Source organism: Micromonospora sp. NPDC085948 (assembly GCF_040686315.1).
Lineage (GTDB): Bacteria > Actinomycetota > Actinomycetes > Mycobacteriales > Micromonosporaceae > Micromonospora.
In genome coordinates this window covers 1-22871 of the sequence record NZ_JBFBJW010000002.1, presented here as the reverse complement: position 1 = coordinate 22871, position 22871 = coordinate 1, and the positions used below count along the sequence as shown (strand labels likewise).

General features: G+C 70.7%; 22 protein-coding genes and 1 tRNA gene. 8 read left to right on the top strand and 15 right to left on the bottom strand.

The window, feature by feature from the left end:
- Window positions 1-12: 12 nt before the first annotated feature.
- Window positions 13-1230 (top strand): tyrosine-type recombinase/integrase, encoded by a 1218-nt coding sequence (locus AB0O48_RS05805; RefSeq protein ID WP_365063384.1) that lies wholly within the window; start codon window positions 13-15, stop codon window positions 1228-1230.
- Between the two features lie 66 nt (window positions 1231-1296).
- On the opposite strand, the gene AB0O48_RS05800 is transcribed toward AB0O48_RS05805, so the two are convergent.
- The 3 genes from AB0O48_RS05800 to AB0O48_RS05790 all read right to left on the bottom strand — a co-directional run bounded on the left by AB0O48_RS05800 (window position 1297) and on the right by AB0O48_RS05790 (window position 3618).
- Complete coding sequence (locus AB0O48_RS05800) at window positions 1297-2391, bottom strand: three-Cys-motif partner protein TcmP (protein ID WP_365063381.1); 1095 nt, start codon at window positions 2389-2391, stop codon at window positions 1297-1299.
- 82 nt (window positions 2392-2473) lie between these two features.
- Window positions 2474-3250, bottom strand: coding sequence for a phage Gp37/Gp68 family protein (locus tag AB0O48_RS05795; protein WP_365063378.1), 777 nt, complete (start codon window positions 3248-3250; stop codon window positions 2474-2476).
- 281 nt (window positions 3251-3531) lie between these two features.
- Window positions 3532-3618, bottom strand: a tRNA-Ser gene (locus AB0O48_RS05790).
- A 75-nt stretch (window positions 3619-3693) separates the two neighbouring features.
- Between AB0O48_RS05790 and deoD the strand changes: the two genes are divergently transcribed.
- Window positions 3694-4401, top strand: coding sequence for a purine-nucleoside phosphorylase (gene deoD / locus AB0O48_RS05785; protein ID WP_030328147.1), 708 nt, complete (start codon window positions 3694-3696; stop codon window positions 4399-4401).
- 159 nt (window positions 4402-4560) lie between these two features.
- On the opposite strand, the gene AB0O48_RS05780 is transcribed toward deoD, so the two are convergent.
- Genes AB0O48_RS05780 through AB0O48_RS05765 form a run of 4 tightly spaced genes read right to left on the bottom strand, consistent with a single transcriptional unit; the run spans window position 4561 to window position 8046 of the window.
- On the bottom strand, window positions 4561-5760 hold the full coding sequence (locus AB0O48_RS05780; protein ID WP_357255557.1) for an ABC transporter permease: 1200 nt from the start codon (window positions 5758-5760) through the stop codon (window positions 4561-4563).
- On the bottom strand, window positions 5760-6455 hold the full coding sequence (locus AB0O48_RS05775; protein WP_357255559.1) for an ABC transporter ATP-binding protein: 696 nt from the start codon (window positions 6453-6455) through the stop codon (window positions 5760-5762). Before AB0O48_RS05775 ends, AB0O48_RS05780 begins: the two co-directional genes overlap by 1 nt.
- Window positions 6452-7537 carry a peptidoglycan-binding domain-containing protein gene (locus tag AB0O48_RS05770; protein ID WP_357570719.1) on the bottom strand — a complete coding sequence of 362 codons (1086 nt, stop codon included), beginning with the start codon at window positions 7535-7537 and terminating at the stop codon, window positions 6452-6454. The genes AB0O48_RS05775 and AB0O48_RS05770 overlap by 4 nt, the downstream gene beginning before the upstream one ends.
- Window positions 7534-8046: a hypothetical protein gene (locus AB0O48_RS05765; protein WP_357570718.1), complete on the bottom strand. Its 513-nt coding sequence runs from the start codon at window positions 8044-8046 to the stop codon at window positions 7534-7536. Before AB0O48_RS05765 ends, AB0O48_RS05770 begins: the two co-directional genes overlap by 4 nt.
- A 143-nt stretch (window positions 8047-8189) precedes the next feature.
- Between AB0O48_RS05765 and AB0O48_RS05760 the strand changes: the two genes are divergently transcribed.
- On the top strand, window positions 8190-8846 hold the full coding sequence (locus AB0O48_RS05760; protein ID WP_357255565.1) for a response regulator transcription factor: 657 nt from the start codon (window positions 8190-8192) through the stop codon (window positions 8844-8846).
- Window positions 8843-9997, top strand: a complete 1155-nt coding sequence (locus AB0O48_RS05755; protein WP_365063371.1) for a HAMP domain-containing sensor histidine kinase — start codon at window positions 8843-8845, stop codon at window positions 9995-9997. Before AB0O48_RS05760 ends, AB0O48_RS05755 begins: the two co-directional genes overlap by 4 nt.
- Window positions 9998-10007: 10 nt before the next feature.
- Here AB0O48_RS05755 and AB0O48_RS05750 read toward each other — a convergent pair whose 3' ends face one another.
- From AB0O48_RS05750 to AB0O48_RS05740, 3 genes are all read right to left on the bottom strand, one after another.
- Window positions 10008-10454 carry a nucleoside deaminase gene (locus AB0O48_RS05750; RefSeq protein WP_357255594.1) on the bottom strand — a complete coding sequence of 149 codons (447 nt, stop codon included), beginning with the start codon at window positions 10452-10454 and terminating at the stop codon, window positions 10008-10010.
- 145 nt (window positions 10455-10599) lie between these two features.
- Entirely contained in the window at window positions 10600-11127 is a 528-nt protein-coding gene (locus AB0O48_RS05745; RefSeq protein ID WP_357255569.1) for a tRNA adenosine deaminase-associated protein, read from the bottom strand.
- A gap of 379 nt (window positions 11128-11506) precedes the next feature.
- Window positions 11507-11890 (bottom strand): hypothetical protein, encoded by a 384-nt coding sequence (locus AB0O48_RS05740; RefSeq protein WP_365064337.1) that lies wholly within the window; start codon window positions 11888-11890, stop codon window positions 11507-11509.
- A 70-nt stretch (window positions 11891-11960) separates the two neighbouring features.
- Here AB0O48_RS05740 and AB0O48_RS05735 point away from each other — a divergent pair, with 70 nt between their 5' ends.
- Complete coding sequence (locus AB0O48_RS05735; RefSeq protein ID WP_357255571.1) at window positions 11961-12737, top strand: peptidoglycan DD-metalloendopeptidase family protein; 777 nt, start codon at window positions 11961-11963, stop codon at window positions 12735-12737.
- A gap of 29 nt (window positions 12738-12766) precedes the next feature.
- A complete protein-coding gene (locus AB0O48_RS05730; RefSeq protein WP_357255573.1) occupies window positions 12767-13837 on the top strand; it encodes a PHP domain-containing protein in 1071 nt (356 codons plus the stop codon).
- A 278-nt stretch (window positions 13838-14115) separates the two neighbouring features.
- Here the strand turns inward: AB0O48_RS05730 and AB0O48_RS05725 are convergent, their stop codons facing one another.
- Entirely contained in the window at window positions 14116-15120 is a 1005-nt protein-coding gene (locus AB0O48_RS05725; protein ID WP_357255575.1) for a DMT family transporter, read from the bottom strand.
- Window positions 15121-15251: 131 nt separating this feature from the next.
- On the opposite strand from AB0O48_RS05725, the gene AB0O48_RS05720 reads away from it, so the two are divergent.
- Window positions 15252-16922 carry a DUF885 domain-containing protein gene (locus AB0O48_RS05720; protein WP_365063367.1) on the top strand — a complete coding sequence of 557 codons (1671 nt, stop codon included), beginning with the start codon at window positions 15252-15254 and terminating at the stop codon, window positions 16920-16922.
- A 61-nt stretch (window positions 16923-16983) separates the two neighbouring features.
- Here AB0O48_RS05720 and AB0O48_RS05715 read toward each other — a convergent pair whose 3' ends face one another.
- From AB0O48_RS05715 to nudC, 3 genes are all read right to left on the bottom strand, one after another.
- Window positions 16984-18432: a DUF6114 domain-containing protein gene (locus AB0O48_RS05715; RefSeq protein ID WP_365063364.1), complete on the bottom strand. Its 1449-nt coding sequence runs from the start codon at window positions 18430-18432 to the stop codon at window positions 16984-16986.
- Between the two features lie 77 nt (window positions 18433-18509).
- The gene (locus AB0O48_RS05710; RefSeq protein ID WP_357255580.1) at window positions 18510-19133 is read right to left on the bottom strand and encodes a DUF6230 family protein; all 624 of its coding nucleotides are present in this window, start codon (window positions 19131-19133) and stop codon (window positions 18510-18512) included.
- 341 nt (window positions 19134-19474) lie between these two features.
- On the bottom strand, window positions 19475-20392 hold the full coding sequence (gene nudC, locus AB0O48_RS05705) for an NAD(+) diphosphatase (protein ID WP_357255581.1): 918 nt from the start codon (window positions 20390-20392) through the stop codon (window positions 19475-19477).
- A 181-nt stretch (window positions 20393-20573) separates the two neighbouring features.
- On the opposite strand from nudC, the gene AB0O48_RS05700 reads away from it, so the two are divergent.
- Window positions 20574-22388 carry a VanW family protein gene (locus AB0O48_RS05700; protein WP_365063359.1) on the top strand — a complete coding sequence of 605 codons (1815 nt, stop codon included), beginning with the start codon at window positions 20574-20576 and terminating at the stop codon, window positions 22386-22388.
- Window positions 22389-22408: 20 nt separating this feature from the next.
- Here AB0O48_RS05700 and AB0O48_RS05695 read toward each other — a convergent pair whose 3' ends face one another.
- On the bottom strand, window positions 22409-22657 hold the full coding sequence (locus AB0O48_RS05695) for a hypothetical protein (protein WP_357255585.1): 249 nt from the start codon (window positions 22655-22657) through the stop codon (window positions 22409-22411).
- Window positions 22658-22871: the final 214 nt, after the last annotated feature.

Below are 22871 nucleotides of genomic sequence, written 5' to 3'. Positions count from 1 at the left end.
AGGAGCCAGCCAATGGGACGCAAGCCGAACGGCGCATCCAGTATCTACCTGGGTGCGGATGGCTCGTGGCACGGCCGGGTCACGGTCGGCGTGAAGGACGACGGATCGCCGGATCGCCGCCACGTCCGGGGCAAGACGGAAGCTGCGGTCATCAAGAAGGTCCGACTCTTGGAACGGGAGCGGGACAGCGGCACGGTCCGCAAGGCCGGCCAGCGCTGGACGGTGAAGACCTGGCTCACTCACTGGGTAGAGAACATCGCTGCCCCGGCCGTGCGAGAGAACACCCTCGCCGGCTACCGCGTTGCTGTCTACCGGCACCTCATTCCCGGTCTCGGTGCCCACCGGATCGAACGCTTGGAGCCCGAGCATCTGGAACGGTTCTACCGCCGGATGCAAGAGACTGGCAGCGCCCCGGCGACCGCTCACCAAGTACACCGCACGGTCCGGACCGCGCTCAACGAGGCAGTGCGCCGGGGCCACCTGGCCAAGAACCCGGCCAGCCTCGCCAAGGCACCACGCCTGCCAGAAAGCGAGATCGAGCCGTACACGGTCGCCGAAGTGCAGCGGCTCATGGCCGCCACCCGTGGCCGGCGCAATAGCGTGCGGTGGGCGGTCGCACTCGCCCTCGGCCTACGCCAAGGGGAAGCGCTCGGCCTGCGTTGGTCGGACGTCGACCTCGGCGCTGGAACCCTGACCGTACGGCGTGGCCGGCAGCGGCCAAGGTGGGAGCACGGGTGCCGCTCACCATGCGGCCGGAAGCACGGCGGGCACTGCCCCGACCGTCGCCAGGTGCGCGCGGACACCGCCGAGACCAAGTCTCGGGCAGGTCGGCGCAGCATCGGGCTCCCCGACGAGCTGGTGGCGCTGCTCCGCAGGCACCGTGATGAGCAAGACCAGGAGCGGTTCACCGCCGCCCAACTCTGGGAGGACGGTGACTGGCTGTTCGCCACGCCGACCGGCACCCCTGTCAACCCACGCACCGACTATGACGAGTGGAAACGGCTGCTCAAGCTTGCCGGGCTGCGAGACGGCCGTTTACACGATGCTCGGCACACCGCGGCCACGGTGCTGCTGATTCTCGGCGTCGCCGAGCGGGCCGTCATGGGCATCATGGGCTGGTCCAACTCTGCAATGGCGACCCGATATCAGCACCTCACTGCTCAAGTCCGACGAGACATCGCTCAACGGATTGGCGGCCTGCTCTGGGACGCCGAAGCCCCCGGCGACTAGCAGAAGGGCGGCCTGGGCTGGCAGCGTTGGTGCTAGCCCAGGCCACTGGAGCGGTAAGGCTAGGGCCTAGCGGGACGGTGCTGGCGCCAGCGAGACCAGTGATGCTATCCGCAACGGGCCCCCACCATCGACGTTGAGCGCGCCTTGGTCCCTAAGCGGCTTCAACGCTTCGATGACGTGCTCCGGTCGGTAAACGGTCTCAAACAGTGCGAAGTCGCGCAGTTCCTGCACCCGCACAGGTCCGCTCTCCCGAAGTTTGTGAGCAAGCAGCCGGGTCAGTGGCCCGAGTTGGGGTTCATCAAAGGCGAACAACGTCTCGGCCTGCTCGTCCCGAGGATCGCGGAAGCCGACGCCTTGGGCACGGTCGACCTCCCAGAGGCTGTCCTTCATCTTCTGCATCCCGAGACGGTGGCGAGTGCCGAAGACGAGATAGAGAGGTTGCCCCTTCTGGGGGATGAGCTCGAAGTCCAGTAAGTACGGAAAGCCCGCGTTGTGCAGTGCTTGGCGATAGCAGGTGAGGATATGCCGACTCTTTGCTGCGGGAGCCAGGTCGGCGACCGTTCGCCAGCTTGAATCTCCCCCGAACACCTCATCAGCCGCTTCGCCCAGGTTGCTGACGAAGCGAACGAAGTGCTGAGGGAACAGGGTGACGATGACCTCGCTTGAGACGTTCGCGGCGAGACGCCTTAGAAGCCGATACGGCACAGGGGCGTTGCCCCAGGAGTCAAGGTTCGCAAAAATCGGCTGGCCCCATGCCTTCATGCTGTCGAGAGTCGCCTCCAAGTGTGTGGCACACGTTCCCTCGACGATCTTCACTGGCATCGCCTCGCCAGGCCGCGGACGGTCAGGGAAGGCGGCCCTGAGGGTGTCCCACAGCATCGAGACGCAGCGCTGGTCATCGTCGACGAAGGCGAAGCGAGCAACACCCTTGTTCGGCGGGACCTTCTCAATGAGCGCCCGCATCGCGATGACGGGCGAACCGTCTTCGCCACCGCTGTAGACGCCTGGGCCAGAGAAGCCCTCCGCATAGGTGACCGACGGGTATGCGTTAGAGCCGGCGAGCAGGATCGGGAACCATCGCTCAAGATAGCGGCGGTAGATGTCGTGTTTAGCACCCGTATGCGGCGCACATGGCCATGGAACCTCACCGCTGACCGGCATCAGCCCTCCTGACTACTCAAGGTCATGGATCAGTGTCCCACCGCAATCGCTCCGATGGAACTCCCGATTAGGGCTGCACGTCTCAGCTGCGGGCAGCCTCCATCTCCTGAGCACCCCTACAGCCAACCGCGGGCATCGCAGAGTGTTCAAGCCCATCGAGACGCCGGCCGCCGGCCTTCGGCGTGCGGCCACCCCACTGCTTGAAGAAGAAGGCAGTACCGGCTGCGACGCACTGATCTCTCAGCGCTCGCACCCATGCCGCGTCCACCGGACGGCAGTTGAGCCCAGACTCGCCGCCGGCGATCAGCCAATCGATACCGTCCAGATTCAGATCAAGGAGCGGGCCTAGCAGGGGCTCAGCGGAGACGAAGCGCACGGCGGCGGGCACCTCCCGCAAGCCATCAATGCGACCCACCTCGCTGGCGTCCTCGACGCTAACGCCCATCCATACATTTGAGGGCCAGTCGAGCTGGTGGGCCACCTTCGTCAGCCTTGCGGCCCGCTTGGTGAGCAATTGGTATGTATGGCGAGGCGTCTCACGCATAACCTCGAACACCTGCTGCACGTAACTCAACGGCACCCGGGCATGGAACAAATCAGACATCGAGTTGACGAACACGAGCCGCGGGTCTCGCCACCGACGCGGGATCTCTAACGCGTCCGCATGGACCGTCACGCCAAATCCCGGCCCAGACGTTCGTGGATCGCCATCATTCTGATACTTAGCCGAGCCCATGGCCTTGAGGCGCTTGGACAGGGCGAGGGCGTAGCAGTTGTCGCAACCCGCGGAGATGCGATCACATCCGGTCGTAGGGTTCCACGTAGCTTCTGTCCACTCGATGGAACTACGATCCGCCACGTCATCACCTCCTCTGATCACACATCTTGTCGAACATCCGTACGGAACGGAAGGGTCACCTACCGTCACGTCTCATGCGGGTGTGAGATGGCTTTGTCATCCGTACAACGCCTCACGGGGCCGAGGGCAGCGCGTTCGACCGGACTAGCCATACGGCCGGCCGAAGCAGCAGGCGGGCGGGGTCTGGCGCCGAAGGATCCCAACTGAGACCGAAACTGAGACCACAAGCGGAACGCCCGGTTGATCCTCGCGGATCAACCGGGCGTTCCTGCATCTCAGAGCGGTGGCGGAGGGATTTGAACCCTCGGAGGGCGTTAACCCTCACACGCTTTCGAGGCGTGCTCCTTAGGCCGCTCGGACACGCCACCGCCGACGAGGGTACAGGACCGCCGGTTCGGACGCCGAACCGGTATCGCCCGCGCCGGCCTGGCAGGATCTTTGCCATGAGTACGCACATCGGCGCGAAGCCGGGCGAGATCGCCGAGCGGGTCCTGATGCCGGGCGACCCCCTGCGGGCCAAGTGGATCGCGGAGACCTACCTCGAGGGCGCTACCTGCTACTCGACGGTCCGGGGCATGCTGGGCTTCACCGGCCGCTGGAACGGCGTCGAGGTTTCCGTCCAGGGCTCCGGCATGGGCATGCCGTCGGCCTCCATCTACGCCCACGAGTTGATCAACGAGTACGGCGTGAAGACGCTGATCCGGGTCGGCTCCTGCGGCGCCCTCAGCACCGACCTCCAGTTGCGCGACGTGGTGGCCGCGATCGGGTCGTCCACCGACTCGAACATGAACCGGATGCGCTTCGACGGGTTGATCGACTACGCGCCGGTGGCCGACTTCGGGCTTCTGCGTACCTCGGTCGAGGTGGCCGAGCGGCGCGGCATCAGCATGCACGTCGGGCCGATCCTGGCGGCGGACGCCTTCTACACGGACCGGCCGGACCTCTACGACACCCTCGCCGACTACGGCGTGCTGGCGGTGGAGATGGAGTCGGCGGCGCTCTACACGATCGCCGCCCGGTTCAAGGCCCGCGCGTTGACCGTGCTGACCGTCAGCGACCACATCAAGACCGGCGAGAAGACCACCTCGGAGGAGCGGGAGCAGACCTTCAGCCAGATGGTCGAGATCGCCCTCGACACGATCATCGCCTGACCCGTCGGTCGGGTGTCACCGCGAAGAGCGTGATGACTGTGGGGCATATTGATGCCTCACAGTCATCACGCTTTTCTGCCTGGGGCCGACCCGCGCCGGCCCCGCCCACGCCACCCCGACCCGCGCCACCCCGGCCCGACCCGCACGCCGGCACGGCGGTCAGACGGCGGCCAGCGCCTCCGTCGGCGCGAGACGGGCGGCGCGCACCGCCGGGTACAGGCCCGCGAAACCGCCGATGACCAGGGTCGCGCCGACGCCGCCGAGCATCGCCCAGGCCGGCACCACTGTCGGCCAGTCCTGGGAGAACGCGTACCCCGAGGTGACCAGGATGCCCAGCAACACCCCGCCGATCCCGCCAAGTGCGGAGAGCAGCAGCGATTCGGCGAGGAACTGGGTCCGTACCTGTCCACGGGTCGCGCCGAGCGAACGGCGCAGGCCGATCTCGGCCCGCCGTTCCAGCACCGAGATCACCATGGTGTTCGCCACGCCGACCCCGCCGACCAGCAGGGCGACCGCGCCCAGGCCCAGCAGCAGCCCGGTGAACGCGTCGTCGGTCGCCTCGGCGGCGGCGAGCGCGTCGGAGGGACGGGACACCTCGACCTCGTTCGGCGCCCCGGGGTTCGCGGTCGCGCCGAGCACCGAGCGGACCGCCTCGACCTGCGCCTCCTGCGCCCGGGTGTAGATGGTGGTGGGGTGCCCGTCGAAGCCCAGGTAGTCGGTCGCCGCCGGCCAGCCGACCAACGCCGCGGTGTCCAGCTCCGGAGCCAGTGGCGCGGCGGCGAGGATGCCGACCACCGTGAACCCCCGCCCACCCAGCCACACCTGCACCTGCGGGTCGGCCGCGATGATCCCGAGCCGTTGCGCCGCGGTGGCGCCGAGTACCACCGCCGGGTAGTGGGCGGTCGCCTCGTTGAGCCACGTACCGCTGGTCAGCTCGGCCCCGACGGTGCCGAGCAGGTCCAGACGGGCCGCCCGGGTGGCGATGCCACCGGTCTCCGCGGCCGGGATCCGATCCGAACGGTAGACCTTGGCGTCGGCGACCTGCCCGGTCGCCGACACCTCGGTCACCGGGCCGATCCGTCCGATCATGGCGACCGACTCGTCGGGCAGTTGGGCGTCCGCCCCGAACAGGGTGTTGCCCGGCTCGACGGTGAGCAGGTTGGTGCCGAGCGCGTCGAGCGCGCGGTCCAGCTCCGCCCGGGACGACGACGAGATCCCGACGACCGCGATCATCGCGGCGATACCGATGGCGATGCCCAGCGCGGAGAGGAACGCCCGCAGCGGACGGGTCCGCAGGCCCACCCCGCCGACCCGCAGGATGTCCGCCGGTCCCAGCCGGGCCGGCGTCAACGTCGCCATCAGCCGACCCCGCCCGGCGTACCGGCCGAGTCGTGCCGCACCGCGCCGTCGCGCATCCGCACCTGCCGGGGCAGCCCCTCCGCGATCTCCCGGTCGTGGGTGATCACCAGGACGGTGGTGCCGGACCGGTGCAGCTCGTGCAGCAACTCCAGCACCCCGGCACCGGACGCGGAGTCCAGGTTGCCGGTCGGCTCGTCGGCGAGCAGCACCGTCGGCTCGCCGACCACCGCCCGCGCCACGGCCACCCGCTGCCGTTCCCCGCCGGACAGCTCGTGCGGCCGGTGCCCAAGCCGGTGGCCCAGGCCAACCCGGACCAACGCGGCCTGCGCGCGTTCGCGCCGCCGCCGCAGGGGTACGCCGGAGTAGAGCAACCCGTCGGCCACGTTGTCCACGATCGGAACGCCGGGGGCCAGGTGGAACTGCTGGAACACGAAGCCGATCCGGCTGGCCCGCAGGGCGGACAACTCCCGGTCGGTCAGCTTCGCCGCGTCGTACCCGTCGATGAGCACGCTGCCCGACGACGGCCGGTCCAGGGTGCCGATCAGGTGCAGCATCGTCGACTTGCCCGACCCGGACGGGCCGACGATCCCCACCAGCTCGCCGTGGCCGATCCGCAACGACACGTCGTCCAACGCGACGACGTCGCCGGCGTACCGTTTGCTGACCCGGTCGAGCACGATCACCTCGCCGGTCATCTCGGCACCACCACCGTCGTGCCCTCGGTGAGGTCCGCGCCGGTGACCTCCACCCGGCCGTCGGCGAACAGGCCCGTGGTCACGGCGACGATCCGGCTCGCCTCCCCCTCGGCGACCTGGACGCCGTACCCACCCTCGGCGAGCGCGAGAAGCGCCGACACCGGCACGGTGAGGACGTCCGGGCGCTCCGCGGCGGTGAACACGACGTCGGCGCTGGCCTGGTCGAAGCCGGCCAGGGCCTTCGGGTCGGCGACCGCGACGGTCACCTCGATCTTCGTCTCGGCGTCGCCGGACTGCCCGTTCTCTCCGGCGGCGCCGGCCTGGATGACGGTCTCGATCGTACTGACCGTGCCCGCCACCGTCCGGGCGTCCGGCAGCCGCACGGTGACCTTCGCGTCGCGCTTGGCCAGCCGCTGGTCGTCCACGTCCAACTCGACGGTGACCAGGCGGCTGGTACCGGTGTAGGCGAGCACCGCCTGGCCGGGTTGCGTGAGATCACCGACGTCCGCCTGGTGGCTCTCCACCCGGACCTCCCGGTCGGCGTACACGATCCGGCCCGCCTCGACCCGGCCGGTCTCGGGCAGGCCGAGGTCCTCCTGCCAGTCCCGGACGGCGTCGGCGGTGGAGCCGGTGTACTCGTCGTCGACGGTGAAGCCGGTGTATCCCAACGCCTTGAGGTTCCGCTCGAACTGCGCGACGTCGGCGCCCTCCACCCCGGGGGCGAGGGTCCGGTACGCGGGCAACCCGCCGTAGAGGAGCACCACCTTCTCGTTGTCGACCGAGTAGAGCGCCCGCCCCCGCTGCACCGTCGACCCGGTCGGTGGCAACGCGGTGACGGTGCCGCCGAGCTTCGCCGTGGCGGTACGCGTCGCGCCGTACCCCAACTCGCCTTCGACGGTTTCCGAGTCGGCCAGGGTCTGCCGGGTGACGGTCGCGGTGGCCGGTGGTGGGCTGCCGGCCTCGGCACGGTCTCCGCCGCCGCCGAAGCCCACCGCGGCGCTCACGCCCACGGCGGCGAGCAGCAGGACGACGCCGCCGATGACGGCGGCGCGCAGCCGCCCGCGTCGGGAAACGCCGGTCACCGGCCGCCCCCGAACTGTGGTGCGTTCTGCCGGCACTTCTCCATCGCGGCCTTCATGGCCGGGTCGCTGATGTCGATCGCGTTGCCGCCCTGCCCGATCCGGACCCTCCCGTCGGCGTCCGGGTCCGGGAAGTCCGGCACCCCGTTCTCCCGCATGCACTTCGCGAGCGCGCGCATCTGCTCGGCCTGCTCGGGGTTGAGCTGCGGTCCCTGCCCACCGTTGGGCAGCTTGTCCTGGCACTTCTCCATGGCCGCCTGGACCTTCTGCCGATCCACGTCCGCGCCGAACCGGAAGCCGGGACGGCCGCCCGCCTCCGGGTCGGGCAGGTCCACTCCGTTCTCCCGCATGCACCTGGCAAACGCGAGCTGTTTGTCCGAATCACTGACCGGTGCGCCGCTCGCCGTGGCGCTCGCCGTCGCCCCACCGGCGGTCGCCACCCCGCCGCCGTCGTCGCCTCCCGCACCGCACCCGGCCACCGCCAGGGCGAGCAGGACGGGTATCGCGAGCATCTGTCGCCGCATGGTGTCCGCCTCCGCTGTGGGTCCGACGCGACTCGTCGGACGTCGACACCCAGTGCACGGCAGCGGGCGTATCCCCGGCGTTACCGTCAGCGGTTATGCCGCCGTTACCGCACCCCGAGGACCATGGAGGGGTGAGAGTGCTGGTTGTCGAGGACGAGACCGTGCTGGCGGACGCCATCGCGGAGTGGCTGCGTAGGGAGTCGTTCGCGGTCGACGTGGCGTACGACGGTGACGCCGCGCTGGAGCGGCTCGGCGTCAACGAGTACGCCGTGGTGGTCCTGGATCGGGACCTGCCGGTGGTGCACGGCGACGACGTGTGCCGGGCGATCGTGGACGCGGGCGGGGAGACCCGGGTCCTGATGCTGACCGCGGCGGCAGCGGTCCGGGAGCGGGTGGCGGGGTTGGCGCTCGGCGCCGACGACTACCTGACCAAGCCGTTCGCCCTTGTCGAGTTGTCGGCGCGGGTGCACGCGCTGACCCGGCGCGCCCGTCCGGCGGCCCCGCCGACGCTGCGTCGCGCCGGTATCCAGCTCGACCCGGCCCGGCACGAGGTACGCCGCGACGACCGGCACGTGGCGCTGTCCCGCAAGGAGTTCGCGGTGCTCGTCGAGTTGCTGCGCGCCGACGGCGCCGTGGTTTCCGCCGAGGACCTGCTGGAACGTGCCTGGGACGAGCACATCGACCCGTTCACAAATGTCGTCCGGGTCACCGTGATGAAGCTGCGCCGCAAGCTCGGCGACCCGCCGGTGATCGAGACGGTGCCCGGAGCGGGGTATCAGATCCGATGAAGCGCCTGACCATCCGCGCCCGACTCACCCTGATCTACGGCGGGCTCTTCCTGCTGGCCGGTGTGGTCCTGCTGGCCGTCACGTACGTGCTCGTGGATCAGCGGATGCCCCAGCCGTTCGGGGTGAAACTGAGCGACCTGCCGAAGACCGCCCCCACGACGCCCAGCGGGCAGAACATCGACAATGTGCGCGCCCTGTTGCAGGAGGCGCAGGACGAGGCCAAGCGCAACGCCCTGGAGTCCCTGCTCACCCAGGGTGGCATCGCGTTGATCGTGGTGTCGGCGGTGGCGGTCGCCTTCGGCTGGCTGCTCGCCGGCCGAGCGTTGCAGCCGCTGCACCAGGTCACCGACACGGCCCGGCGGATCGCCGGCGCGGACACCGCCGGCCGTGGTCTGCACGAGCGGATCGCGCTCACCGGCCCCCGCGACGAGGTACGCGAACTCGCCGACACGTTCGACGAGATGCTGGAACGGTTGGACCGCTCCTTCGACGGGCAGCGCCGGTTCGTGGCGAACGCCTCGCACGAGCTGCGTACCCCACTGGCGCTCAACCGTGCCCTGGTGGAGCTGGCGGTCAGCCGGCCGGAGGCGTCGGCGGAGACGCGTCGGCTGGGTGAGTCGTTGCTGGCGATCAACGAGCGGCACGAACGGCTGATCGACGGCCTGCTGACCCTTGCCGACTCGGAGAACGAGCTGACCGACCGTACGCCGATCGACCTGGCCGAGGTCTGCGCGCACGTCATCGACCAGGCCGTGAAGCAGGCACCCGACGTCCCGATACGCCGGTCGTTGGCACCGGCCCCGGTCAGTGGTGACCCGGTGCTCGTGGAACGGCTCACCGTCAACCTGGTGGAGAACGCGGTACGGCACAACCTGCGCGCCGACGGTTGGGTCGAGGTGCGCACCGGCCGGGCCGACGGCCAGGTCACCCTGACGGTGACCAACACCGGTCCGGCGATCGCCGGTTACGACATCGAACCGATGTTCCAGCCGTTCCGCCGGCTGTCGCGGGAGCGGGTCGCCGGTGCGCGGGGCTTCGGGTTGGGGTTGTCCATCGTCCGCGCGGTGGCCCGCGCACACGGTGGCACCGTCGAGGCACAGCCCCGCCCCGCGGGCGGCCTGATCGTCACGGTCACCCTGCCCGCGGCCTGAGCCGGCGACCTCAGCGGAAGAAGGCGCGCAGGACGGCGGCGCTCTCGGTCTCCAGCACCCCGCCGTAGACCTCGGGGCGGTGGTTCAGCCGGCGGTCGCGGAGCACGTCCCAGAGCGATCCGGCCGCGCCGGTCTTGGGCTCCCACGCGCCGAAGACGACGGTGGAGACCCGGGCCAGCACCAGCGCCCCCGCGCACATGGTGCACGGTTCCAGGGTGACCACCAGGGTGCAGCCGTCCAGCCGCCAGCGGCCGGCCCGCTCGGCACCCCGGCGCAGGGCCAGCACCTCGGCGTGGGCGGTGGGGTCGCCGGTCAGTTCCCGTTCGTTGCGCCCGATGGCCAACTCGGTCCCGTCCGGCCCGTAGAGCACCGCGCCCACCGGCACGTCGTCGACGTCGGTGGTGCCCGCCGCCGCGCCGGCGGTGCCGGTGACGGCGACCTCCAGGGCGCGGCGCATCCACAGCTCGTGCCGCTGGCGACGGCCGACCGCACCCGGGTCGGCCAGGCCCTCGTGCGCGCCCGGTCCGGCACGTCCCACCACACCGGGAGTCGGTTGCCCCGGCCGGATCGTCTCCAGTGCCGGGTCGGTGGCGTCCGCCGGCTCAGACCTCACGCAGCTCCTCGACCTCGTCGGCGCAGCCGAGCACCTGGCAGATCTCGGAAGTGACATCCGCCGGCAGCATCCCCTCGTGCGTGCACAGGGTCAGCAGCTTCTGCGCGGAGATGCCCAGGTTGGTCAGCAGGTCGGCCTCACCCACCGGATCGGCCTCCGGATCGACGGCGGGCTGCTCGCTCTCCTCGTCACCGGTGGACGCCGGGCGTGGTTCCTCGTCGCCGTCGAGCCCGGTGACCGAGGTCTTGAGGTCACCGACCAGCAGCGCGCCCAGCGGAGACTCCTCGGCGTACGCGGAATCCGAACCGAACACCCGCAGGTCCTCGCCCTCGTCGAGACGCAGGATCACCAGGTACGCGTCATCGGCCTCGACGAAGAGCAGCGACACGTCGGCCTCCTGGTCGACGTCACGCAGCCGCTCGGCGACCTCGTCGATGTCGGTGGCGCCACGCAGGCTGACCTCGGCGGCGGTCCAGCCACTGTCGTCGCGCACCACGGCCGCAGCGAAGTACGACACGGTCCCCCCAATAGCCCTCGACACAGCGTCGACTCGTTACGCGTGCACGTTAGCCGGTCGGGTCGGCAGGCGACTCGTCAACGCCCCGAGAGGTCGGTCATTCCTGACAAAGTCGGATCAGCCGGTTACTCGACGGCGGGTAGCGATGAGCTCGCGCAGACGCTCGGTGCGCTGCCGCTGGGGTCGGCTGCGCTGACGGACCGCGCGGGCGCCCGCCAACTCGGCAAGCAACTGCAGGCGGCGTCGACTGCGATCGGGGTCCTGTCGCGGGGTGGTCCAGGCCATGGTCCCGAGCGTGCCGAGTCTCGGCGGCTACGTCAAGACAGCGTTCGCTACGCAGCCAACCGGGCACACGGCGCAATCGTCTGCAACCCCCGGATCACCACAGCGGCCAGTCACCGCTGGTGGCCCAGCGGACCGCCACCACGGCAGCGGCGATGCTCCAGCCACCCGCCGTGACGATGGCCACCCCGGTGGCGACCCCACGATCGCCGTAGCGGACCAGCACCAACGCGGTCACCCACGCCAGCAGACCCGCCAACACCGTCCACCACGCGTAGCTCGTCACATCGGTGCCGAGCAGGCCGAACAGCAGCAGCCAGGTGGCCGCCGCGCCACCGCCGGCGGCGACGCCACCGCCGCTGACCGGGTGCGGCTCGCGGTAGGTGGGGCGGGACGGGGGACCGGCCGGGAAGAGCCCCGACGGGAGACGCGCCACCTGGTGCGCGGCACCAGGATCCGGGCCAGGATCGGGTCGGGCGATGGTCACCGTCGCTGCCCTCCCTCACGCGCGCCACTCGTGCTCACGGTACCGGCTCTGGAAGGATGACCGGATGCCCTCGCCGACGATCAGCCGCCGCGCGCGTCCGGTGTACCCGATCCTGCTGCTTCTCGCCCCGGTGCTGGCCGCCGGCTGCGCGACCACCCGACCGGGAGCGCCGACCGACGCCGCTCCGACGACGCCGTCGGCGGTCTGGGCGACCGCCGACCAGGCGGTGTCGCCGACAGCCGCGCCGAAGGCCACGCCGACGGCGACCGGTCCGGCCCGCCCGAAGCCGTCGTCGGCCAGCCCGTCGGCCACGGCACCCCGCGCCGGGGTGCGGCATGTCTTTCCGGTACGCGCCGGCAACGTGGACTACCACCCGACACACGGCGCGTACCCCGCCACGGATCTCTTCGCCAACTGCGGTGAACCGTTCGTCGCGGTGACCGACGGGACGGTGCTTGAGGTCAGTCGCGTCGACAGGTACACGAAGGGCGGGCCGCAGGGTCCGGACAACGGCGGCCTGTCGGTCTCCCTGCTGGGCGACGACGGGGTGCGTTACTACGGTTCGCACCTGAGCGTCGTGTCCAGCGGCGTCGACGCCGGCGTGCGGGTCCGCGCCGGGCAGCAGCTCGGCAAGGTGGGCCGCACCGGCAACGCCAACAACGTCTGCCACGTGCACTTCGGCATCTCGCCACCGTGCAAGGGCAAGGACGGCTGGTGGATCCGGCGTGGAGTGCTCTGGCCGGCTCGGTACCTGGATTCCTGGCGCGGTGGTGGCAATCGGGAACCGGCCGCCGAGGTCGTCGCGTGGCAGCGCAAAAACGGCTGCCCGAAGGCTCCCTGACCGGCCCCGCAGCGACTAGGTTCGGTGGGATGAAGGCCCGGGACCCCATCGCCGACCTGCGCCGCATCGCTTTCCTGCTGGAGCGGGCGAACGAGGCGACGTACCGGGTTCGAGCGTTCCGGTCGGCGGCGAAGGCGTTGGCGGGTCTGCCGGCGACCGAGGTGGCCGCGCGGGCGGACAACGGCACGCTCACCGAGTTGGCCGGGGTCGGCGACGTCACGGCCCGATGCGTGGCGGAGTCGCTGGCCGGTGAGGAGCCGGTCTACCTGCGCCGACTGGTGGCGACCGAGGGCAGTGACCTCGACGCCGAGGCCACGGCGCTGCGCGCCGCCCTGAAGGGCGACTGCCACACCCACTCGGACTGGTCCGACGGCGGCTCGCCGATCGAGGAGATGGCACTGGCCGCGGTCGAGTTGGGCCACGAATACCTGGTGCTGACCGACCATTCACCACGGCTGACGGTGGCCCGGGGGCTGACCGCCGACCGCCTGCGCCGGCAGCTCGACCACGTGGCGCAGGTGAACGCGGCGCTGCCCGAGGGCTTCCGGATCCTCACCGGCATCGAGGTGGACATCCTCGCCGACGGCTCCCTCGACCAGGACGACGAGCTGCTGGCCCGGCTGGACGTGGTGGTCGGCTCGGTGCACAGCGGCCTCAAGGACGAGCGGTCGAAGATGACCCGTCGCATGCTGACCGCGGTCGCCAACCCGCACCTGGACATCCTCGGTCACGTCACCGGCCGGATGGTCTCGTCCCGCCCGGCCGGGGTGACCGGGCCGGGTGACCGGGGGCACCGCGCCCGGACCAGGGCGGAGAGCGACTTCGACGCGGATGCCGTCTTCGCCGCCTGCGCCGAGTACGACACCGCCGTCGAGATCAACTCCCGGCCGGAACGGCAGGATCCGCCGAAGCGCCTGATCCGCCGTGCGCTGGAGGCTGGCTGCCGGTTCGCCATCAACACCGACGCGCACGCGCCCGGCCAACTCGACTGGCAGCGGTTCGGCTGTGAGCGGGCCGCCCTCTGCGGCGTCCCCGTCGACTCGGTGGTCAACACCTGGCCGGCGAAACAGTTGGTCGCCTGGACGCACGAGCGAGCCTGACCAACGTCGCGTCCAACCACGGCGGCTCTGCTCGCCCGGCGACCCGGCCGCTCGGCGCAGATCGCCCGACCCGGCCGCTCGGCGCAGATCGCCCGACCGGCCGCTCGGCCTTGATCGACTCGACTTCAAGGAAATCGGCCTGTCCTACTGCCTTGGACACCCCGACTCCAATGAAGCCGAGTCGATCACGCGCCGCGCGGAGCCGGGCCGAGTCGATCACGCGCCGCGCGGAGCCGGGCCGAGTCGATCACGCGCCGCGCGGAGCCGGGCCGGGCCGGTCAGTGGTGGGCGGGCTCGGCGGCGGGGGTGGCGGTGGGCTCGGCGGCTGGGGCGGCGGGAGCGCCGACACCGACCACCGGGCGGGACTTCCGGCGCCCGAACGCGCCCTGCGCGACCGCGACCCCCAGCAGCACGATGAGCGCGCCGACCGGCTGGTGCCAGTTGAGCCGCTCGTCGAGCGCCATGGCTCCGATCAGCACCGCGAAGATCGGGATCAGGTACGTGACGGTGGACGCGGTGCTCGCGCCGGCCACCCGGATGTTGCGCATGTTGATGACGAAGGCGAGCCCCGTGCCGAGCGCGCCGAGGGTCAGCACGCTCGCGACCACCCCGGCGGACAACTCGGTGGGCAGCGGCGGCAGGCCGGCGACGAACGGGGTGACGATGGCCAGTTGCACGGCGGCCAGCAGCAGTTGCGCCGCGGAGAGCGACAGGCCGGAGTAGGAGCTGCCGGCGACGAACCGCTTCTGGTACGGGATGGCGACGCCGTAGCAGGCGGCCGCGCCGAAACACATCAACTGCCCGGTGAAGTGCGCACCGCCGATGCCTTCCCAGACCCCCAGCACCACGAGCACCCCGAGGAAGCCGAGGCCGAGCCCGATCGCGCGGCGCACGGTCAGCCGCTCGGTGCGGAAGACGAGCACCGCCAGCGGCAGCACGATCAGGGGCGTGGTGGCGTTCCAGATCCCGGCGAGCATCGACTCGACCCGCTGCTCGCCGTAGCCGAAGAGGGTGAACGGCACGGCCACGCCGAACGCGGCGCCGACGGTCAGGTGCGCCCAGATCCGGGGCTCGCGAGGCAGCCGGTCGCGCAGCACGGCGAGGACGACCAAGAGGGTCAACGCGCCGGCGACGACCCGGTAGAGGGTGAGCTGGACCGGGTGCAGCTCGGCCACCCCGACCTTGATGAACAGGAAGCTGGAACCCCAGATCACGGCGAGGGCGACGAAGCCTGGCAGCCAGGCGCGAACCGGTGCCTTGTCAGGAGTGGTATCGGCAGTCACCCCTGACACTCTGCCGGACCCCTCCGACAAAGTCGCGCGCCTTTCGGCCGTTGCGCCGCTCGTCACGTCAGTGGTCTGAACACGCCAAACGTCGTCGACACGAGGGCGGGGTGGTCACGTAGGGTCGCTGCGTGGGACGAATCGATGAAATCGCCAACCGTTATGTGGCCGAGTGGGCGCCGTTGAGCCCCACCGGCGCGACCTTCGTCGGCATCGCCGGCCATGAAGACCAACTCGACGATCTCTCACCTGAGGGTTACCGGGCGCGCGCGGACCTCACCCGCCGGACGCTTACCGAGCTTGAGGTGACCGAGCCGCAGACCGAGTCCGAGCGGATCGCCAAGGAGGCCATGCAGGAACGGCTCGGCCTGGACCTGGCCCGGTACGACTCCGGCGAGACGACAAGCGGCATCAGCGTGATCGAAAGCGGGCTGCACGAGATCCGCATGGTGTTCGACCTGATGCCGACCGCGACCAGCGACGATCGGGCGAACATCGCCGCCCGGCTCAACGGCTTCGGCGCCGCGCTGGACGGCTACAAGACCACCCTGCGTGAGGCGCTCGCCTCCGGTCAGGTCAGCTCGAAGGTGCAGCTGGTCGAGGTGGCCAAGCAGTGCGACATCTGGGTCGACCCGACCGGCGACAACTTCTTCCACGGGCTGGTCGAGCGGCTGGGCGCTGAGGGTTCGCTCGGCGCGGAACTGCGGCGGGGCGCGGCGGCGGCAACCGCGGCGACCGCCGAGTTCGGCCAGTTCCTGCGTACCGAACTGGCCCCGCACGGGCGGGACAAGCAGGCCGCTGGCCGGGAGCGCTACGAGCTCGCCTCGCAGTACTTCCTCGGTGCCAAGGTCGATCTGGACGAGACGTACGCCTGGGGTTTCGCGGAGCTGGCCCGCCTGGAGGCGGAGATGCGGGTCGTCGCGGGACGCATCGCGGGCTCCGGTGCCACCGTCGACGAGGCCGTGGCCAGGTTGGACGCCGACCCGGCGCGGACCATCCAGGGCAAGGAGGCGTTCCGGGACTGGATGCAGGCCCTCGCCGACAAGGCGATCACCGAGTTGCACGGCACCCACTTCGACATCCCGGAGCAGGTCCGGCGCATCGAGTGCTGCCTCGCCCCGACCAGCGACGGCGCGATCTACTACACCGGCCCCAGTGAGGACTTCTCCCGCCCGGGTCGGATGTGGTGGGCGGTGCCGCAGGGCATCAGCGACTTCTCGACGTGGCGAGAGGTGACCACGGTCTACCACGAGGGCGTGCCCGGTCACCATCTCCAGGTGGGGCAGACCGCCGTCCGCGCCGACCTGCTCAACCGTTGGCAGCGGCTGCTCTGCTGGGTCTCCGGGCACGGCGAGGGCTGGGCTCTCTACTCGGAGCGGCTGATGGACGAGCTGGGTTACCTGGAGGACCCGGGCGACAAACTGGGCATGCTCGACGGCCAGGCGATGCGCGCGGCACGGGTGATCGTCGACATCGGCATGCACCTGGAGCTGGAGATCCCCAAGGACAATCCGTTCGACTTCCACCCGGGCGAGCGGTGGACGCCCGAGCTGGGCTGGGAGTTCATGCGGGCGCACTGCCGGGTTCCGGACGAGAATCTGCGCTTCGAGCTGAACCGCTACCTGGGTTGGCCGGGGCAGGCGCCGTCGTACAAGGTGGGTGAGCGGATCTGGCTCCAGGCCCGCGAGGACGCCAAGGCCCGCAAGGGCGCCGACTTCGACCTGCGGGAGTTCCACCGCCAGGCGTTGGACCTGGGCGCGCTGGGTCTCGACCCGCTGCGCCGGGCGCTGGCCCGGCTCTGAGCCAGCAAAGGCTTCAAGCGCCGGCGGTACGACGTACCGCCGGCGCTTCCCGCCGTGCCGTTCAGCCGAGGGTCAGCGCCAACGCCGGTCGGGCGGTCAGCGTGTCACTTGTGACGTACGCCAGGTCGATGACCGGGTCGGTGAACGTGATCGGGATGGGCGAGGTGACCGGCACACCGTCCGGCAGCGGCAGATCCGGCGTCAGGGTGATCTTGATGCCGAGTAGCCGGCCGACGAACCGGGTGGCGTAGAACGCCACGTCTCCGCTGACGGTCAGCCGGTCCGTCGCGTACCGCTGGTTGCGCCCAGCGGGGCCGTCGGCGCTGAGCAGGAAGTCGTCGGTCACCGCCTCACGCATGCTGAACTTCAGCACCTTGAGGTCGCCTTTGACGGTACGCAGGTCGGTGGTTCCCTCGAACCGCAGCCCGGTCATCCGGACCGACGATCCGGTGAGCTTGGAGGGCGTCTGCGCCACCGTCGGCAGGGTCGGATCGGCGGCGATGCGCGGCAGCGGCTTGCCCGGCTCGACCGCGCCCGGCCTGTCGGGGTTCGGCGTACCCGGCCGGTCGGGGGTTGGTCCGCCCGGCCCCTCGGGGGTCGCCGTGCCCGGCCCGCCCGGGGCCGGCGGCGGGCAGTTGCCGGGGCCGTCCGTCGGGGTGCCGGTCGGTCCCAGAGTGGGCGGGGCGGCCGGGCTCGTCGAGGGCTCCTCGCGGCGCCCACCACCCAGCAGATCACCGATGCCGTCCAGGAGGTCGGTGACCACGTTGCCGTCCGGGCTCGGGGTCGGTGTGGCCGGGGTGTGGCTGGGCGACGGGCTGGCCTCCCGGGACGGGGTGGGGCAGGCGGTCGCCGCCGGCCGGCTCGGGGCGGCTCGCACCACTCGGGGTTGGATCGCCAGCCCACCCGCGGCCAGGCCGAGCACCACGAGAACGATGCCGTACGTCCGGTGGGGGTCAGTCGACGGTCCCGGCCGCGCGGGCGGCTCGCCGTCGTCGGCCACCTGGGCCGTCGTCGGGAGAACGGCCCGCTCGACGCCAGCCGGCTCGGCATCCGACCGCTCATCGTCAGCCGGCTCGACGCCGCCAAGCCCACCAGCCGACCGCTCATCGCCAGCCGGTGGCGTGGCCGGCGTCCAGGCGAAGGCGAGGGCGCTGCCGACGATGCCGAGGAGCAGACCGACGAAGAAGCCGCCGAGGTTGAGCCCGATCAGCGAGTAGACCGCGGTGACCGCCGCGACGACCGAGTAGAACAGGCGCTGCGCCGGGGTGAACCACAGCAGCAGACCGCAGGTGACCAGGATGACCGGGATCAGCAGCGAGAGCAGGCCGCTCGCCCCACTGTGGAAGCTGAGGCCGTTGAGGGTCATCCGGGTGGACGCAAGCATCTCCAGCCCGGCCAGGGCGGTGAGCAGGCCTCCGTAGAACGGTCGACTGCGCCGCCATCGGCGGAAGAGCCGCCACGCCTGAGCCGGACCGCCGGGCCGGGCGTGGGACGGGTTCGCGGTTGTCACGTACTCCTCCTGGCCACGCGGGGAAACGGACACGGGCCGGACCCGCGGCGGTGGCGCGCCGCGGGCCTCGGCTCACCTCAGAAGCACTCCTTGCCCTTGGCGTCGTCGCCCACGTTGACCTTCAGTCGAAGCCCGACCAGGTTGAACGTGGCCGCCGTGGTGTAGCGGGACACCTGCTGCAGGTTGGTGATGGTGACGTGGTCGGAGTTCTGGCCGAACGAGCCGGCCTGCGCCGTCGGGTTCAGGTCGGTGGCGTCCCGACCGATCTTGATGTTGGTGAAGGTCGCGTTGCCGTTGAGCGAGTCCATTGCGATCAGCAGGTCCTTGGCCCGCGCGGGCTCCTTGCCCTCGCCGGCGTTGATGGTGAGCACCACCGGCAGGCCCGGCAGGTCGGCGCGGACGGACTGGCAGAGGCTGTACAACTCGGCGCTGCTGATCTCGGAGAGCGCGATCGGGTGGACCTGACCGGCCTTTCCGTCCTTGCCCTTCTCCCGGACGATGCCGCCGTACTGCTTGAAGCCGTCACCCTCGAGGCGCTCGGCGCCGATCTTGAAGGTCTGGCCGGAGACCGTGATGTCGGACGCGATCGCGCCCGTCGACATTCCGAACAGGATGGCGCCCGCGGCGGCCGTGGCGGGTACCGCCATCGCGGCGAACCGCCGCCACCGGGTACGACCCTGATTGTTCAACCGATCCTGCACGGGTTCCTCCTCGAGGTGGATGCGCGCGGTTGCCGGTGACGAACTGGCGGCCCCGTGCCGGGCTCGGCACTGTTACCGGCGGGTAACGATCGGGGTTGATGGTGCACCCGTTGGGGCGTAGGTCACAACCCCCCGATTACCGGGCAGTAATAGAGGCCCGCGTCGACACCGGCACCGCATCACGCTGGGTTGCGGAAGCCGTCGATAAAGAAGGCAAAAAGGACGGAGAGCGGCGCGATTCGCCGGAACTGCTGCGGAGCGTGACGAGACATCGCCCGATTACAATAATGTAACGACCGCGCAGCGGGTGGTTTGACGCAGCTCAGGAGCGGTCCAACCGGTCAGACCCCGGCCAACCAGTCCTCGAGAAGGCGGTGGTCGATGGCGTCCACCCGCCCGAGCGTACGGCCGGAGGCCACCCGCTCCCGCAACTCCGCCCGGGTGAACCAGCGCGCCTCCAGCAACTCCTCACCGTCGACGCGTACCTCGTCGGACGTGGCGGTGGCCCGGAAGCCCACCATCAGGCCGGCGGGGAACGGCCACGCCTGCGACCCCTGGTAGGTCACGTCGGTGACGGTCACGCCCGCCTCCTCGGCCATCTCCCGACGAACCGCGTCCTCCAGGCTCTCGCCGACCTCCACGAAGCCGGCCAGCGTCGAGAACGCGTCCTCGGCCGCGCCCGCGTGCCGGGCCAGCAGACACCGACCCGGTGGGCCGGGCGCCTCGACCAGCACGATGATCGCCGGTTCGATCCGGGGGAAGAGGAGACGCCCGCAGTCACCGCCGGTGCAGGTGCGCATGTGTCCGCCGCCGTCCGCGACGGCCGGCGACCCGCACGCCCCGCAGTATCGCTGCTGCCGATGCCAGTGCAACAAACCCCGGGCGTACGCCTGGACGGCCGCGTCACCCGGTTCGAGCCGCCCGACCAGGGCCCGCACGTCGACGGAACGTGCCGCACCGGCCATCTCGACGGCGGCCCGCTCGGAGAGTGCGGACAGGTCCACGGCAAACGTGGCCACGTCACCGTCGAGCCCCAGGAAGACCGTCTCACCCGCGGCGGACCGGACGAGCGCAGCCCGCTCCGCGCTCAGGCGGACCGGCCCGTCCGCGTCGACGAGACAGCGGTCCCGCCACAGGGCCAACACCACGGTGCCCGACTCGGCGAGCAGCGCGCTCAACCGGGCCGGATCGGTGCGCAGGGGACCCGCCCGGTCCAACCAACCGCCGCCGTACGCCAACACCCGCTCCGCAGTGTCCACCCGGTCACCGTGCCACGTCTGCGGTTCGCCGCCGGCACCGCCCCCGCGCCCCGACGACACGCCGGGCGACACGCGCCAGCAGCACCGGATGGGCGCAACCGCAGGGACGGCCGGGTATTGGTTACCGTAGGTGCCTCCGGGAGGGCGTACCTCCCGCGGCACCCTGGCGATCGAGGTTGCAGTGACGCTGTACGGCGAAAACAGTCCCCCCGCCGACGACCGGCCCACCGTGCAGGTCACCGCGGTCACCTGGCCGGACGACGGTTCGGTGACGACCTCCGCCCCGGGCGAGCCGGAGGGTGGCCCGAGCCGGCCCCGCCGGGTACGGATGCTGCTCGCCGCCGGTGTCACCGGTGGCGTCCTCGCCGCCGTGGCGGGTGCCGGCGCCTGGGCGTACGCCGGTGACGTTCCTCGTGGCACCACCGTGCTCGGCACCGAACTGGGTGGCCGGAGCCGCGCGGACGCCGACCGGGAGTTGCGGGCCGAGCTGGACCGGCGGGCGGCGGCTCTAGCCGGCCCGTTGAAGATCACTGTCGACGGGCGGACCGCCGAGATCAACCCGGCCGAGGTGGGGTTGGCGGTCGACGTGCCGGCGACCGTCGCGGCAGCGGCTGCCGCCGACGCGCACGCGGTCAGCCGCCTGGTCGGCTCCCGCACGGTCGACCCGGTGGTCACCGTCGACGTGGACCGGTTGGACGACGCGCTCCGTAAGGTGCTCGGCAACCAGGCCCAGGGAATGACGATGCCGGCCATCACCTACCAGGGCACCACGCCGAAGGTCGTGCAGCCCAAGCCGGGGCTGAGCCTGGAACCGCAACGCTCGGCCGAGGTGGTGCGCGCCGGCTGGTTGGCCGGCACCCCGGTCACCGTGCCACTCGTGGAGAGCCACCCGGCGACCACCCCGGAGGAGTTGGACCGGCTGGTCACCGAGTTGGCCAAGCCTGCGGTCGCCAAACCGGTCATCCTGCGTACCGACAAGGGTTCCGTGCAGGTCCCGCCCGCCGCCATCGCGAAGAGCCTGCGATTCACGGCCGACAAGGCCGGCAAGCTGACTCCGTCGGTGGACGTCAAGCGGTTGCGGGCGGCGCTCGGCGACGGCCTGGCCGCCATTGAGGCGCCACCGAAGAACGCCACGATGGCCATCGCCGGCGGGCGGCCCACCACCAAGGATGGGCGACCTGGTCAGCAGCTGGACACCGCGGCCCTGGGTCGGGACCTGCTGGCGGTCCTGCCGAAGGCGGACGGCCGCGAGGTGACCGGCGAGCTGAAGCCGACGCCGCCGGAGCTGACCGCGGAGAAGCTGGCCGGCCTGGGCATCAAGGAGCGGGTGTCCACCTTCACCACCCGTTTCACCGGCGGTATGGCCTCGTCGCGCAGCCAGAACATCGCGACCATCGCGAAGCAGGTGGACGGCACTGTCGTCCTGCCCGGGAAGACGTTCTCGTTGAACGGTCACACCGGCGAGCGCGGCTACGCCCAGGGCTACCGGGACGCTCCGGTCATCCTCGGCGGCAAGCTCGTGCCGGGTGTCGGCGGCGGTACCTCACAGTTCACCACCACGCTGTTCAACGCGACGTACTACGCCGGACTGGAGGACGTCGAGCACAAGCCCCACTCGTACTGGTTCGACCGCTACCCGGCGGTCATCGAGTCGACGATCTTCTGGCCGGACCTGGACTTCAAATTCCGCAACAACACGGAGTACGGCGTCCTCATCGACACCTCGTACACGTCGAGCACGATCACCGTGTCGATCTGGAGCACGAAGATCTACGACAGCGTGAAAACGGAGTACGGGCCGCGTCGCAACATCACCACGCCGAAGCTGATCCACCTGGAACCCGGTCCCTCGTGCATCGCGACCAATGGCATCAACGGCTTCACCCAGGACGCCTTCCGGGTCATCAAGAAGGACGGCGCGGTGGTCAAGCGGGAGAAGTTCACCTGGCGCTACGACGCGGAACCCCGCTACGTCTGCGGGCCCAAGCCCTCCTGACGTCGCACCCGCTCCGAGGTCTACTCGCCGGCGTCACGGCCCTGGCCGTGGCGCCGGCCACCCTGCGGTGGCATGGGCACCACCCGTGCGTCCTGCACTCGGATCTCGGCACGGAAACGGTGTGCGGCCGGATGCCAGATCTCCTCGAACGGGCCCATGACCTCACCACCGATACCGCGGCGCCGTACCCGGGACGCCAGCCACCACAGGATCCCCAGGATCGCTGCCACGCAGCCGGAGAAGACCAGGAGTATCAGCGCGTCGCCCACCCGCTGAGCGTAGCGGCGAGCCTCAGCCCTCGCCGGTGCCCCGGTGTCGGCCAGCTGCGCCGATGTCGGCACGTGCGGCAACACGTCGACGCCTGGCGGCTGTTCGGTTTTGGGCAAGACCGGCCGCAGGCCGCAGGGTCGCGCAACATCCTGGTTGTAGTGGGGTCAGCACGTCGGGGACAGCACCAGATTCTGGTTCGAGCGTGACCTTGCC